This is a genomic window from Streptomyces sp. NPDC090442, assembly GCF_044769405.1.
GTDB lineage: Bacteria > Actinomycetota > Actinomycetes > Streptomycetales > Streptomycetaceae > Streptomyces.
In genome coordinates, this window is the sequence record NZ_JBIVXW010000019.1 from 55,724 (window position 1) to 70,036 (window position 14,313).

The following is a 14,313-nucleotide window of genomic DNA, read 5'->3' on the forward strand; positions in this document are numbered from 1 at the left end:
CTGCCGACTGACTCGCGGGTCCCCGCCGTTGCGGCAACGTGACGGTGCGGACGGCGGCCCGTCGGCGGCGGTCACGGTAGATACTTTCAGGCCAACTATGGCGGATGCGTCGCGGGGCTGATTGTTCCCCGGATGCGGGGGAGGAGCGGGGGAAGGAATGAGTAAGGCGAGCGTGTGAGGGGTGGGGCCCCGGATGGGGCGCTGAGGCGAGGGGAGCGGGGCAACGGGAGGGTGGCTGGCCGGTTTTCCCCGGCCGTGCCTGGTCCTCGGCCATCGACCGGTGCGTGTCGCGTGGTGGCGCGGGTGCGGCGTGGGGCTGCGCCGTGCCCTTCGTCCTCCTCCTGTGCGTGGGCGTCCGGTGGCCTGCACGGCAAACCGACATACCCGATATCTCCGACACCGGGAGCCGCGAAGCCATCGGGCGGACAGCGCGGACGGATGGACAGCGCGGACGGATGGGCGGACGGACGTGCGCAGTGCACGGATGTGGAGGAGCGACAGATGACGGGTGTGCACCGGCCGGCCTTTGCACTCGATCCCACCGGGGCGGACCACCACGGGGAGGACGCCAGGCTGCGGGCCGCCGGGCCCGTCGTCCGGGTCCAACTCCCCGACGGCGTCGTCGGCTGGGTCGTCACCCACCAGGACCTCGTCACCGACCTCCTGGTCAACCAGGCCCAACAGCTCAGCAAGGACCCGGCGGACTGGCGGGTCGAACTCCCCGAAGGCTGGCCGCTGCGGGGCATGGTGGAGGTCACCAACATGGTGACGGCGGACGGCCCGGAGCATCAACGCCTGCGCCGCCCGGTCACGCGCTTCCTCACGCCGGGGCGCGTGCTGCGGATGCGGCCGCGCATCGTCGCGATCGTCGGCGCGTTGTTGGACGACCTGCCCGCGCACGCGGACTCCGCCGGCGCGGTCGATCTGCGGGCGCACCTGGCCGGCCCGCTGCCGCTCCGGGTGATCTGTGAACTGGTCGGCGCGCCCGAGGCGTTGCGCGGCCGCCTGACGGAGATGACCGGCAGCATCTTCGACCACACGGCGACGCCCGACGAGGTGCGGGCCACCCAGGACGCCATAGGTCCGCTGATGGGGGCCCTGGTCGCGCACCGCCGTGCCCACCCCGGCGAGGACCTCACCACCGCCCTGATCCACCGGCACCGGTGCGGGGAGCTCACCGAGGACGAGCTGCGGCACACCCTGTGGCTGCTGCTCACCGCGGGCTTCGAGACCACCTGCGGCCTGCTCGTCAACGCGGTCGGGGCGCTGCTCACGCACGACGCCCAACGCGCGCTGGCGGTCGGCGGCGACGCGGCGACCTGGCGGGCGGTGGTGGAGGAGACGCTGCGGTGGGACTCGCCGGTCGCGAAGTTCCTGGCGCGCTACGCCCGCACCGACCTGGTGATCGCGGGCACCACGGTCCCCGCCGGCGACGCCATCATCGTCCCCTACACCGCCCTGGGCCGATGCCCGTCCGCGCACGGTCCCGACGCCGGGCGGTTCGACATCGGGCGTACCACGCCCCACCGGTCCTTCGGGGCGGGACCGCATGCCTGTCCGGGGGCCGCGCTGGCGCGTCTACAGGCGTCCGTCGCGCTGCCCGCGCTGTTCCGCCGCTACCCCCGCCTGGCGCTGGCCGTGCCGGAGTCGGCGCTGCGACCCAACCCGTCCCTGGTCTCGAACTCCAAGCGTGAGCTGCCCGTCGTGCTCGGCCGCTGAGCCACCGTAAGGGCGCCTACGGCACGGCTGCCTTGGGTGGACGAGGCCGGCTGCCGCAGGCCGGGGCGCCCTGCCGATGAGCGGTTCGCCCCACCCGTAGCCCCAGCTCACCGCAGCCCCGTTCACCACCGGCGGCTCGACCTGGATACGATTCAAACTAGCCGGTATTTTTTCGGTTTCGTTCGATACGGGCTCGGTACGGAATGGGCGTATTTCGTGACCGTTTGTCCTTGTCGGCTCACGTAGCGCGACGGTTGGTAGTGAAGGGAGGTCGGCTGTGGGAGAACAAGAACGTGCGAAGCGGACCAAGTACAAGATCATTGAAGCGGCCGCCCAAGTCTTCTTCGAGCACGGCTACGACGGGGCGAAGATCGAGCAGATCCTGACGGCGGCGGGTGTCACCAAGGGCGCGCTGTACCACCACTACAAGTCCAAGCAGGAGATCGCCGACGCCCTGCTCCAACAGCACGTCGGCGACATCGCCGTCGAGACCCAGGACGTCAAGCTCCTCGAACTCGTCGTGAAGGGGCAGCGGCTGGTCGAGGGGTTGCAGCGCGACGCGGTGCAGCGCGCCGCGGCCCGCCTCACGCTGGAGGAGGGCTCCAACCAACTCGACCGCAAGCAGGCGATGTCCCTGTGGGCCGAGTACGTCGAGGCGCTGCTGGTCGAGGCCGGTCGACGGCACGAGCTGCTGGCGTCGGTCAACAACCCCGAGCGGATACGCAAGGTCGCCGAGATGTACGTCGGCGCGTTCGCCGGCATCCAGCTGCTCGCCGATGTCTCCTCGGAGGGGCACAACCGGGCAGGTTTGCAGCACCAGTTGACGGTCTTCTTCGAGCACACGCTGCCCACCATCGCGGCCCCGCACGTCCTCCCGCGCCTCCGCCTCCAGATGGCCGGCGGGTGAGGGGGCGGGGCGCCCCGTAGTGGCCGTTGAGGGGAGCGCGCGTCCGCGGTCAGGCGGCCCGGGTGAGGGCCCGGCGCGTGAGGTGGTTGCTCATGGCGCCGGCGGTCTCCGTGACCGCGCTCACAAAGCGCGCGCGCTTGCGCGGCGACCGCATCTGGGTGCGCAGCGGCATCAGTGCCACCGCGCCGGCCACCGCCGGTCCGCGCCAGACCGGGGCGGCGATCGTGTCGTACTGGTCCCCGCCGAACGCGGCGGGGCCGACGGCGTATCCGCGCTCACGGATGCGCCGCAGCTCGCCCGCCCGAGGGCCGCCCACCAGGCGGTCGTGCAGCGCCGCGGCGATCACCAGCCCCGGGCCGCCGGCGCCGAGCGGGGCGGGGCCCAGGGCCTCTTGGAGGGGGTCGTGGACGCCCCAGACCTGGTCCGTGCAGATGCGCTGCGGGGTTTCGCCGAGGTGGTAGGGCGCGTAGAGGAGCGCGATCTGTCCGGTGTGGCTGCCGAGCCCGACCAGGCGCGCCCGAACCCACGGCGAGGGGACGGTCGGCCGGCGGTCCGCCGGTGTGGGCGGCCGGTCCAGCCAGTAGGTACCGCGCGGACCGTCCGACGGCCGGCCCACGATGCCGGTCTTCTCCAGGGGCTGTAGAGAGCGACAGGCGGTGGCACTGGCCAGGCCGGTCTCCGCGGCGACCTCCCGCAGGTACACCGGGCGCCCCAACTCGCCCTGCAACCGCTCCAACGCCCGCAGCACGTCGACGACGCGACGCACGACCTTGCCGCTTTTGTCCGACGCTACGTCAGGACTGTTGTCGAGCACGTGGATCCCCCTTGAGGTTGCCGGACGGGCGCTCCCGCAGCGCTGCGCGTCCGGGCTCCGATTCTCGTGCGAAGGTCGGGCGATGACCATGCAGAGAAATTTCCCCTCGGGTATTTGGGGATGCGAAACGCATCGCTTACATTCGTCCGCGGCCAGTCGTCCAGCCCGCAGGGAAAGCCGTTCGCCATGGACCACAGAGACCGGATTGACCGCTCGGACCCGACGGAGCAGATAGACCGAAAGTCGTTGCTCAAGTCCCTACTTCGGGCCCATCGCGCGCGCGGGGACCGCACGGAATTCGGCTGGCGGCCGCAGGAGCGGAGCGACGGGAGAGGGCGACCCGTCACCGGGATCGACCAGGGGACCATGGCGCGACTCTTCGGTCGGGAGAGCCTGTGGTACCGGCAGCGCGAGAACGGGGTAAAACCCTTCACCACAGGCGAACTTGACCGCATAGCGGATCGGCTCGGAATGACCTGGCGGGCCCGTGTGGCCCTCTTCCGGCGGGCCTCGGGGTGCGACCCGCACCCCCTTGCCCGTCCGGTGTCCACCAACTCGCCCCGTACGGACGCCTGGTGGGCGAAGACGTTGAAGCCGCACGCCGCGTGTCTCACCGAAGCCGCGTTCAACCTCCTCGACCACAATGCGGAATTGGCCACGATGCTCGGTTCATTGACGGACCATCAGTCGTCCCGTGCGAACTTGATGCGACGGCTGCTGCTCGACGATTCCGTGCCAACCGGCCGCCCGGCCACGGAGGTATGGCGCGCTCCCCTGGCCGCGGAACTCATCGAGGCCGTCGCCCTGCACGCGAACGATCCCGACCTCCGGCAACTGCACGCGGACGCGCTGCGGAACCCGACCATCGGCCCCCTCTACCGCGGCTCCGCCTCCTATACATTTCCGGACCAAAACAGCAGAATCCTGGTCACCACCCTCCACCCCGGCGTCCGGCAGGTCGCGTTCCTCCGCTCCGGCGACGCTTCCTCCGGCTGAAGCGGGCGGCTCGCGCATTCCACCCTGCGAAACGCCCGGGGGCGCCATTCCGCGCTGTGCAATCCGCCTGATCCCCAGGCCGGTTCGGGGTTGCCTCGGACTGGTTCCTGGGCTGCACTTCCGTCGTCGGTGCGACGCACCCCGAGCGGAGCGCCGACCCGGACCGGGCCGGCAGCGTGCAACCGGAGCCCGGGTTCGAGCGGGGTACGACGGAGTGCCTCGCGGCTGACCGGGTGTGGGCATCCCCTTTTGCGGCACCCGGTCGGCGCTTTTTCGGCCAATCCGCGCCCGCTCCGACTCAACACAACCCCGAGAACGAAAAGGAACATTCGAGCACGGCAAGGAGCAACCGGGAACATACTGATCTCCTTCGTAGTTGTGTCAGCCGCGCGCGGCGCCGTGAGGATGCCGCTGTCGGAAACGGCAAAACGGCGAAACGGAGAGGGAAACGACGAAACGGTGATGCGTGTCGTTGCCCGGATGTCCGTGAGGATTCGATGGAGCGATGTGTGAGGGAGTGACGTGTGACGGAGTGGCATGTGACAGACGGATATGTGGTGGGGCGACTTGTGAGAGACGTCCGAATCCGCGGCCGGCGGCGAGTCCTGCAGCATATGTCGAGCGAGGGGTTCCGCCGCTCTCACGTGGATCTCAACGTGTGCCTGACAGAAGGGCGTTCGGGTGGACATTCGCCCCCCCCTCCGTCGAGGCGGGCGAGGCGCGGTCGCGGCGTCCCCTCCGACACGCTTCGCCCCGCTGTCGGAAATGGGCGGGTTCTTGCCCCCTTTCGCTCTAACGTCACGAGGAACTCACCCGCGTTCGGTAAATTCATCATTCAACTGCTCTGATTCGGGCCGTCGCAGCCCGCAGAGCACCGTCAACGTGGAACTGCTGGCGAGCAAGAAGGAAGCCACACCGGATGACACAGCTCAAGCAAGACCGTGCACGAAAAACCCGTCAGCAGGTCCTCGAAGCGGCTGCCGCGGCGTTCGACGAACGCGGCTACTCGGCCTCCATCGACGACGTCGTCAGCAAGTCACAACTCACCAAGGGCGGCGTCTACTACCACTTCGAGAACAAAGACGCACTTGTGCAAGGAGTTCTCGATGCGACCAAACCGGGCCTCACCGGGGCGGTCGAGCCCCAGGAGTTGAAGCTGCAGGAGTGGATCGACACCGGCATGGTCCTCGCCTACCGGTTACCCCGTGACACGCTGCTGCGCGCGGCGCTGCGCCTCTCCATGGAGCCCGTGGTGCAGCAGAGCCTCAGGACCCCCTGGCCGGCCTGGATCCAGCACACCACGCGACAACTGGCCGCCGCCCGTGCCCGGAAGGAACTCCTCCCCGGCGTCAAGATCGAGGACTACGGCAGAATGGTCGCCCAGGCATGGGCCGGCATCGCGGCGCTCAGCCCGGCACTGGACGAGGGCCACCCCCGCGACGGCGGCCGCGCCGACGACGAGAGCCAGGCCAACATGGAACGATGGACGGCGCACATGTACGCCTCCTGGCTGCCCTCGCTCGCCATCAGCGGCATCATCCCCCTGCTGAACACCCGGCCCGAGCGCGGACGCCAGGTCTGGGAGGCCCGGCAGTGCAGGCAATCGAAGCAGGTCGCGGTCCTCTCCGTGGTTCACCGACTGGCCGGTTGACCCGCCGGGCCGCTCGTCGGCGGCATCCAACAGGGCCCGGGGTGACTGACTGGGGCCATGACGCCCCGCGCGTTCGACACGGCCATACCCGACCGGGCCGGGCGGGCGGCTCGTGTCGGGCGAGCCCGACGGGGAGACCTGACCATCGGCCACCCGGACGGCGAACTGTCGCGCGCCTGCCCCCGCCACGTCGCCGACGAGGTGGTGCGCAACGCGGCCGTCGGCAGGCAGTTGCCGCGCCTGGCCACCAGTCCGGATTCACCGTTTCCACGGTCACCCCCGTCACCTCCGTCATCCGCGACGCCCACCTCGCGGACGAGATCCTCGGCCTGGCACGCACCACGCGCCGAGCGGTCGCCGTCGACTACCTCACCGAGGAGGCGGCGGACCGCTGGCCGGGCCACCTCTCCCGAGGGCCCTTCCTCGCGGCGGTGACTTTCTCTCTCGTCGTCGCCGAGGCGTGCACGCGGGGTGGATTTTCCTGGGGAGGGGATCTGGCGGGCCTTTCGGCACAACGAGGCGCATCCGTAAGGGCGTTGGCGTCGGGACCGGGGCGGTGTCGGCGTTCGGGCTGGTACGGCCCGGAGACCGCGGGGTGCCGCGACTGGCGCCCGTGGCCGGTGACCCGACAGGATGGCGAGGTGAATGCGCACACCCCCACAACAACTTCGTCCCTGCGGCCGGTCCGCACCGCGGCCCGCTGCGCCACCGTCACGCTCGCCCTCGCAGGCATCGCCTGGGGGGTCCGGGCGATATGGGAAGTCCGACTCGCGCTGGCCGGGGTGCCGGCCTCGGGGCCACCGGACCAAGGCAACGGCCAGCACCGCCCGTTGACCGCGCTGGAGGACTCGTACCACCTCGTCGGCAGCCTCGGCGACGTGGCTGTCGTGCTCTGCGCCATCGCGTTCCTGATGTGGCTGTTCCGGGTCCGGGACAACGCCCAGATCCGGTCCGGCCGGCCGCCACAACTTGCCTGGCCGTGGGTCTACCTGGGATGGATCATCCCCATCGTGAACCTGTGGATGCCCCGGGGCATCGTCGCCGACGTCCATCGCGCGATCGCGCCGGGGGAGCGGCTGCCGCGCGCCGTGAACTGGTGGTGGGGCCTGTGGCTCGTCGCGTTCTGGTGCGGGGCCGGGCTGGCGGTCAGCGAGTCCCGGGACGACACCATCAACCGCGCCTACACGGGCGTCAAGTGGCTGCTCGCCGGCGACGCGGCCACCGTGGCGGCCGCAGTGGCCGGCATCTTCGTCGTCCGCGCGATCACCGACGCGCAGCAACGGCGCGTCAACGGCTGAGCAGTTGACCCTTCCGCCGCCCCGCCTCGCGCCGGCGGGGCGCCGCGTACCAGGCCAGCAGCGGGGCGAGCAGCAGGCCGCCGAGCGCGAGGAAGCCGGCCTGCCGCAACGTGTCGGCCACCGGGTCGCCCTGTATGGCGATCGCCCCGGTGCTCACCGCGACCAGCACCAGTACCGTCGGCGGGAGGGTGCCGGGGAGCAGGACGTCGCGCGGGGGACTGTCCGGGGCGTGGCGGCGCGCCAGGCACCCAAACCACAGCAGGGCCGGCCCGCCGAAGGTGAGTCCCAACCCCCAGGCCAGCGGCAGCGCGTGGGCGGTGCGCGGGTTGGCGTCGGTGAAGAGCGTCCGGGTGGTGCCGGCGGTGTCGCGGGTCCCGGCGACGCGGTAGTTGATGTGCCTGACCTCGCCGCGCCAACTGACCAGTCGCACCCGGGTTCCGTTGGCCGGAGCGTCCGCGTACGTGCCCCGGTCCAGCCGCAACTCCTGGCGGGTGCCGTCCTCGCGTGCGAACTCCAGGTACTGACGGACGGGCCTGGAACCCCGCGTCCAGGAGCGCTGCACGGTCGCATCGACCCCGCTCAGGCAGTCGCCCGACGCGGCTTCGGCGGACTCGGCTTCGCTCGACCGGGCTTCGTCTGACGCCGCTTCGCCGGACGCCGCCCGGTGCGGGCAGCCGATCGCGGCGTCGTACGCTCGGGCCGCGGCCATGGCCTCGGGGAACGGGAACACCAGGAGCCAGACACCCACCACCATCGCCATGGCGCCCAGTCCGATGGGCAGCGTGGTCGATGCCCAGTTGGTGGCGTATCGGGCGGTCTTCTTGGCCTTCCCGGCCCTGATGGATCTCGCGGCGCTCACGCTCTCCAAGAATGCCCGATACGGGCGGGCTCCGTGGCTGTCGGCCTGGTTCGGCCCTTGCCCGCCCGGTGTGATCTACCTCTCCGGTGGGGTTGGAATGATGACTCGCCTCCCGGATGTGACCGGATTGACCGTAAAAGTGCCTCCCTTGCATTGCGGCAGTGTGAACGCCGCAACAATGCGGAAATTGTGACTGCATACGCCTGTAAGCCTTCGAATATTAGGCATTGCAGGGGATTGAATCTCTGTATCTAATGTCTTCCGTCCGGGGTGGTGATCCTGCCCCAGGGCGGTCTGGGCTGCTGCTCCTCGATCGAGGGTGCGGCCGAAGTGACTTGGGAGCAGAGCGAAATGGCAGCACCTTTGCCAGTGGAACCACCGGTGTCGAAGCCGGTTGCGGAGCCTGGGCTGGAGCCGGGGCAGGGATCGGAGCCGGAGCCCGCGCCGGAGTGGGACGGCGCGCGGCGTCGCGGCCCGCTCGCCGCGCCGTTGCGGGCGCTGTGCCGCGACCGGATCAGCCTGCTGGCGCTCGGCGTGGTCTGCCTGTACGCGCTGCTGGCGCTGGCCGCGCCCGTGCTGACGTTCCTCTACGGGAAGAACGCCACCGAGCACTACGGGCAGAACGCGCCCGGGCTACTGAGTCCGGAAGGGCTGCCGGTGCTGGCCAACGGCGGCATGTCCGCCGACCACTGGTTCGGCATCGAGCCCGGTCTCGGCCGGGACGTGCTGGCCCAACTGCTTTACGGCATGCGGACGTCGCTGCTGATCGCGTGCGCGTCGGCGGCCGTGATCGCGGTCCTGGGGGTGGTGGTCGGCGTCACCGTCGGGTACCTCAGCGGTGTCGTCGACCGGGCCTTCACCTTCGTCTGCAACGTCCTCCTGGCCTTCCCGACGCTGCTGTTGCTGCTGGCGCTGAGCCCGATCATCCAGACCCGCTTCGTGGGGCCGGGGCAGAACGAGCCCGCCTGGATGCAGTTCACGGTGCTCATCCTGGTGTTCTCGGCCTTCGGCTGGGTGCCGCTGGCCATGGTGCTGCGCACCGCCGTCCGTTCGCTGCGGGAGCGGGAGTTCGTCGAGGCGGCGCGGGCGATGGGCGCGAGCCGACGGCACATCGTCTTCCGGGAGTTGCTGCCCAACGTCTGGGCGCCCGTCCTGGTGCACCTCACCCTCGCCGTGCCGGGCATCGTCACCGCCGAGGCCGCGCTGTCGTTCCTGGGCGTCGGCATCAACGAGCCGATTCCGGACTGGGGCCGCATGATCTCCCGTGGCGCCGAGGTCTTCTACGACGACCCCACCTACATGGCCTTCCCCGGAGCGGCGATCCTCGTCTTCGTCCTCGCCTTCAACATCCTCGGCGACGGGGTGCGGGACGCCCTCGATCCCCGGGCCGTCCGCAACCTCCGCTGATCTGGCCCCACCCCTCTCCACTTCATTCCCCACCCCTCCCCACCCACGTTGGAGTTCGCCATGCCCGAGAGCACCCCGCGCGCCGCCGCCCTGCCCGTACTCGCCACCGTCACCGCCCTGTTGCTGTGCTCCTGCTCCGCGGGTGCGGGGGCCGGCGCGCGGGACGGGAAGGAGAGCACGGCGGCGAAGAGCGGCAAGCGCCTGACCGCCTCCCTGGGGACCGCGAAGGACAGTGCGGGGCCGGCGCCCGCGGTGCCCGGTGCCAGGACGGGCGGCACCGTGACCGTCGCCAATGCCACCGACTACCCGCATCTGGACCCCCAGAAGATCTACACGGGGGAGAGTTACAGCACCTCACTGCTCTGGGGCAGACAGTTGACGCAGTATCAAGTCATTGACGGCAAACCGACGTTGGTCGGCGACCTGGCCACCGACACCGGCACCGCCTCCGACGGCGGCCGCACCTGGACCTACCGCCTCAAGGACGGTATTGCCTGGGAAGACGGCAAGCCCATCACCGCCGCGCAGGTCAAGTACGGGATCGAGCGCACCTTCGCCCCGGGCTTCGAGGCCGGACCCACCTACTGGCCGGAGTGGCTCACCGGGTCGAAGGACCGCAGCGCGGCGGTGAGGAAGTACCGGGGGCCCGCGGACGGCGACCTCGACGCCATCGAGACGCCGGACGACAAGACCCTCGTCTTCCACTTCCCCGAGCCACAGGCCGATGTCCCGTACATGGCCGCCCAGTCGTCCTCCTCGCCGGTCCGCAAGGACAAGGACACCGGGACCGGGTACGACGTCACACCGTTCGCCAGCGGCCCGTACCGGATCGTCGAGCACAAGCAGAACCAACGCCTCACGCTGGAGCGCAACCCGCACTGGAAGGCGGAGACCGACCCGATCCGCCACCAGTACCCGGACCGCTTCGTGTTCACCTTCGGCAAGCAGGCCCTCAACACCGCCCAGGAGGTGTTCAACGGGCGCGGCGACGGCCCGACCACGGTCAGCACCAAGGGCGAGGTGCCGCCGGAACTGCTCGCGACGGCCGAACGCGAGCCGGCCAAGCGGAGCCTGATCGTCTCCGGCAGTCGCGGCGCGTACACCCAGGACCTCTACATCAAGAACAGCCGGGTCACCGATCCCGAGGTCCGCAAGGCCATCCACTACCTCTTCCCCCGGGCCCAGGCCCGCCAGGTCCTCGGCGGTTCCCACGTCGGGGACTTCGCCACCACCCTCTCCTCGCCGGCCGTCGTCGGCTGGCGGAAGTACGACCCGTACCCGGTCGCGCCCACCGGCGACCTCGCCAAGGCCAAGGAACACCTCGCCAGGGCCAAGACCAAGGTCACCCACCTCACCTACGCCTACGCGGCGGACAGTCCGCAGGACGACCGGCTCGCCCAGGTGCTCGGCGACGCCTTCGGCAAGGCCGGCATCACGCTCGTCGTCAAGCGCCTGGAGCCGGCCGCCTTCCACAGCGAGGTGTTCCGCGGCCCGGCCCCCTACGACCTGTGGCTGTCCACCAACTCCGTTGACTGGCCCACCCCTTCGACGCTGCTGCCGGACAGCTTCGACAGCAGACTGGACAGCCTCTCCAACTCCATCCGCTACGCCAACCCCGTCGTGGACCGGGAACTGGAGCGGATCGCCACGATCGGCGACGCCCAGCAGAAGGCCAAGGCACTGATCGACCTGGAGGAAGTGGTGATGAAGGACGTTCCCCTCGTGCCGTTCCTCTACAGCAGCGTCTCCCAGTTCCGCGGCGCACGCATCGGCGGCGCCGCGATCCACCCGATCTACGGCTCCGTCGCCGCCGCCGACCTGTTCGTCAAGACCCCCTGACCGAAGGCCATGACCAGCTACCTCCTCAGGCGCGCCCTGCAAGCCGCCGCCGTGCTGTTGGCGATCGCCGCCGCGGCCTTCGGGCTCTTCTACGCCGCCCCCTCCGACCCGGCCCTGATCGCCTGCGGCCCCAAGTGCGACACCGCGCAGGTCGAGGCCGTCCGCACCAGCATGGGACTCGACCAACCCCTGGTCGCCCAGTTCCTGGACTACCTCGGCGGCCTCGTCACCGGCCGCACCATCGCCGACGTCGACGGCACCCCGCTCCACTGCCCCGCACCCTGCCTGGGCTACTCCTACGCCCTCCACCAACCCGTCCTCGACGCCATCGGGGACCGCCTGCCGGTGACCGTCTCGCTCGCCGGCGGCGCCCTTGTGGTGATCCTCGTCCTCGGCGTCGGCGGGGGCCTGGTCGCCGCGCTGCGCCGCGGCACCGCGACCGACCGGCTGCTGTCGGGCTTCAACCTGATCGGCGCCAGCGTCCAGATCTACTTCCTCGGCTATCTGCTGCAACTCCTCCTGGTCTACGGCACCGGGCTGCTGCCCATGCCGCAGTACGTCCCGCCGGCCGACCACCCGGGCCGATGGGCCGCGGGCCTGCTGCTGCCCTGGCTGGTGCTCGGCTTCGTCAACGCCGCGGTCTTCGCCCGACTGACGCGCTCGCAAATGCTGGAGACCATGCCCGAGGGGTTCGTACGCACCGCCCGGGCCAAGGGACTTGGCGTCCTGCGCGCGCATCTGAAGTACACCGCGCGCGGGGCGGCCGGGCCGCTGGTCCAACTGCTCGGGCTGGAGATCGGCGCGCTGTTCGGCGGCGCGTTCATCACCGAGACCGTCTTCGGGCTCGGCGGCGTCGGCAAGCTGGCCGTCGACGCGGTCACCGGCAACGACCTGCCCACCGTCGTCGGCACAGTGTTGCTCGCCGCCTTCTTCGTCGTCGTCTTCGTGGCCCTCGCCGACCTGGTGGTGGCCTGGCTCGATCCCCGTGTGAGGCTGACATGAAAGCGGATTGGAAAGCGGACCCGGAGACCGAGGGGGAACGGGGCGCCGTGCTGAGCGTGCGCGATCTGAGCGTGGCGTTCGAGAGCCCGCGCGGCCCCGTCACCGCGGTCGCCGGCGTCTCCTTCGAGCTGGCGCCCGGCGAGACGTTGGGGCTGGTCGGCGAGTCCGGCTCGGGCAAGTCCAGCATCGGGCTGGCCACGATGGGGCTGCACGATCCGGGGCGCACCCGGATCGGCGGCAGCGTACGTATCGGCGGCGGCGTCCGGGGCGGCGGCAGTGGCCGGGGCCGTGACGTGGGCGGCCGGCCGGCCCGTGCGCAGGGCCCGGACACCGTGCCGGAAGCCGCCGTTGAGGTGGTGGGCGCACCCGAGGCCCGGCTCAGGACCCTGCGCGGCGCCCGCGTCGCCATGGTCTTCCAGGACGCGCTCGACGCCCTGTCCCCGTACCACTCCGTGGGCGCCCAACTCGCCGAGGCGTACCGCATCCACCACCGCCGGCCCGGTCGCCGCCAGGCACGCGAACGCGCGGCCGCCATGTTGGAACGGGTGGGCATCCCCGCCCGGCGCGCCGGGGACCATCCGCACCAGCTGTCGGGCGGGATGCGGCAACGCGTCGTGATCGCGATGGCGTTGATCAACGAACCGGACGTGCTGATCGCGGACGAGCCGACCACCGCACTCGACTCCCGGGTGCAGCGCCAGGTCCTCGACCTGCTGCGCGACCTCCAGGCCGAGGCGGGCACGGCGATGCTGCTCATCACGCACGACGTGGGCGTGGTCGCCGCGACCTGCGACCGGATGCTGGTCATGCGCTCCGGCCGGGTCGTCGAACAGGGCCCCACCGAGCGACTCCGCACCACCCCCGACCATCCGTACACCCGCGCCCTCATCGGTGCCGCACCCACCCTGGACACCGTTCCCGGGACCCGACTGCCCACCGTCGACGAGCCGGCACCGACACCGGAGCGGGAACGGCACGCTCTTCCGGCCTCGGTGCCGGCTCCGCGCCCCACCGCTCCACCCCACCGCCCCGCACTCGCCGAACTCGCCGACGTGCGGGTGGAGTTCCCCGCCCGGCGGGGGTCACTCCTGCGGCGCGGGCGGCCGGTCGCCGCGGTGCGCGGGGTGTCCCTGCACGTCGCGCGCGGCGAGACGTTGGGACTGGTCGGCGAGTCCGGCTCGGGCAAGTCCACCCTCGCCCGGGTCCTCGCCGGCCTGCGCCAACCCACCGCCGGGGCGGTCCGGTTCGACGGGCGGGACATCACCCGCGCGGCGAGTGACACCCGGCTGCGCCGCGAGCTGAGCCGCGAGGTGCAGCTGGTCTTCCAGGACCCGTACGCCTCCCTCAACCCGGGGCGCACGGTCGAGGAGATCGTCACCACGCCCCTGCGCATCCACACCACACTGGACGCCCGGTCCCGCCGGCTCCGGGCCGTCGAACTCCTCGACCAGGTCGGCCTGTCCTCCGCCCACCTTCCCCGCTATCCCCACGAGTTCTCCGGCGGGCAGCGGCAACGTATCGGCATCGCCCGTGCGTTGGCCCTGCGCCCCCGCCTGGTCATCGCCGACGAACCGGTGTCCGCGCTCGACGTGTCCGTCCAGGCACAGGTCCTCAACCTGCTGATGGACCTGCGCGCGGAACTGGGCCTGTCGCTGCTGTTCATCTCCCACGACCTGGCGGTGGTACGGCACTTCTGCGACCGCATCGCCGTACTGAGGGACGGCGAACTCGTCGAGACCGGAACCCGTGACGCCGTCTTCACGACGCCCCGCGCCCCCTACACCCGGGAGCTGCTCGACGCCGTCCTGTGATCCACCGCCC

At 70.9% G+C, this 14,313-nt stretch carries 11 protein-coding genes; 9 read left to right on the forward strand and 2 right to left on the reverse strand.

Annotated features, from left to right (window positions below; translation table 11 throughout):
- Positions 1–501: 501 nt before the first annotated feature.
- Together ACIQU6_RS15875 and ACIQU6_RS15880 are read left to right on the forward strand one after the other, a co-directional pair.
- Complete coding sequence (locus tag ACIQU6_RS15875) at positions 502–1,719, forward strand: cytochrome P450 (RefSeq protein ID WP_403482198.1); 1,218 nt, start codon at positions 502–504, stop codon at positions 1,717–1,719.
- A gap of 277 nt (positions 1,720–1,996) precedes the next feature.
- A complete protein-coding gene (locus ACIQU6_RS15880) occupies positions 1,997–2,626 on the forward strand; it encodes a ScbR family autoregulator-binding transcription factor (RefSeq protein WP_403482199.1) in 630 nt (209 codons plus the stop codon).
- 49 nt (positions 2,627–2,675) lie between these two features.
- Here the strand turns inward: ACIQU6_RS15880 and ACIQU6_RS15885 are convergent, their stop codons facing one another.
- Positions 2,676–3,440 (reverse strand): helix-turn-helix domain-containing protein, encoded by a 765-nt coding sequence (locus tag ACIQU6_RS15885; protein ID WP_403482200.1) that lies wholly within the window; start codon positions 3,438–3,440, stop codon positions 2,676–2,678.
- A gap of 366 nt (positions 3,441–3,806) precedes the next feature.
- Between ACIQU6_RS15885 and ACIQU6_RS15890 the strand changes: the two genes are divergently transcribed.
- From ACIQU6_RS15890 to ACIQU6_RS15900, 3 genes are all read left to right on the forward strand, one after another.
- Complete coding sequence (locus tag ACIQU6_RS15890) at positions 3,807–4,436, forward strand: hypothetical protein (protein ID WP_403482201.1); 630 nt, start codon at positions 3,807–3,809, stop codon at positions 4,434–4,436.
- 919 nt (positions 4,437–5,355) lie between these two features.
- Positions 5,356–6,087 (forward strand): ScbR family autoregulator-binding transcription factor, encoded by a 732-nt coding sequence (locus ACIQU6_RS15895; RefSeq protein WP_403482202.1) that lies wholly within the window; start codon positions 5,356–5,358, stop codon positions 6,085–6,087.
- Between the two features lie 641 nt (positions 6,088–6,728).
- Positions 6,729–7,385: a DUF4328 domain-containing protein gene (locus ACIQU6_RS15900; RefSeq protein WP_403482203.1), complete on the forward strand. Its 657-nt coding sequence runs from the start codon at positions 6,729–6,731 to the stop codon at positions 7,383–7,385.
- Here ACIQU6_RS15900 and ACIQU6_RS15905 read toward each other — a convergent pair.
- Positions 7,375–8,244 (reverse strand): hypothetical protein, encoded by an 870-nt coding sequence (locus ACIQU6_RS15905; RefSeq protein ID WP_403482204.1) that lies wholly within the window; start codon positions 8,242–8,244, stop codon positions 7,375–7,377. The two genes, ACIQU6_RS15900 and ACIQU6_RS15905, sit on opposite strands and share 11 nt — an antisense overlap.
- A 381-nt stretch (positions 8,245–8,625) precedes the next feature.
- Here ACIQU6_RS15905 and ACIQU6_RS15910 point away from each other — a divergent pair, with 381 nt between their 5' ends.
- From ACIQU6_RS15910 to ACIQU6_RS15925, 4 genes are read left to right on the forward strand one after another with little or no spacing between them, the layout of a single operon-like run.
- Entirely contained in the window at positions 8,626–9,651 is a 1,026-nt protein-coding gene (locus ACIQU6_RS15910; protein WP_403482205.1) for an ABC transporter permease, read from the forward strand.
- A gap of 60 nt (positions 9,652–9,711) precedes the next feature.
- Positions 9,712–11,490, forward strand: a complete 1,779-nt coding sequence (locus ACIQU6_RS15915; protein WP_403482206.1) for an ABC transporter substrate-binding protein — start codon at positions 9,712–9,714, stop codon at positions 11,488–11,490.
- A gap of 9 nt (positions 11,491–11,499) precedes the next feature.
- Entirely contained in the window at positions 11,500–12,492 is a 993-nt protein-coding gene (locus ACIQU6_RS15920; RefSeq protein WP_403482207.1) for an ABC transporter permease, read from the forward strand.
- Positions 12,489–14,303 (forward strand): dipeptide ABC transporter ATP-binding protein, encoded by a 1,815-nt coding sequence (locus tag ACIQU6_RS15925; RefSeq protein ID WP_403482208.1) that lies wholly within the window; start codon positions 12,489–12,491, stop codon positions 14,301–14,303. Before ACIQU6_RS15920 ends, ACIQU6_RS15925 begins: the two co-directional genes overlap by 4 nt.
- Positions 14,304–14,313: the final 10 nt, after the last annotated feature.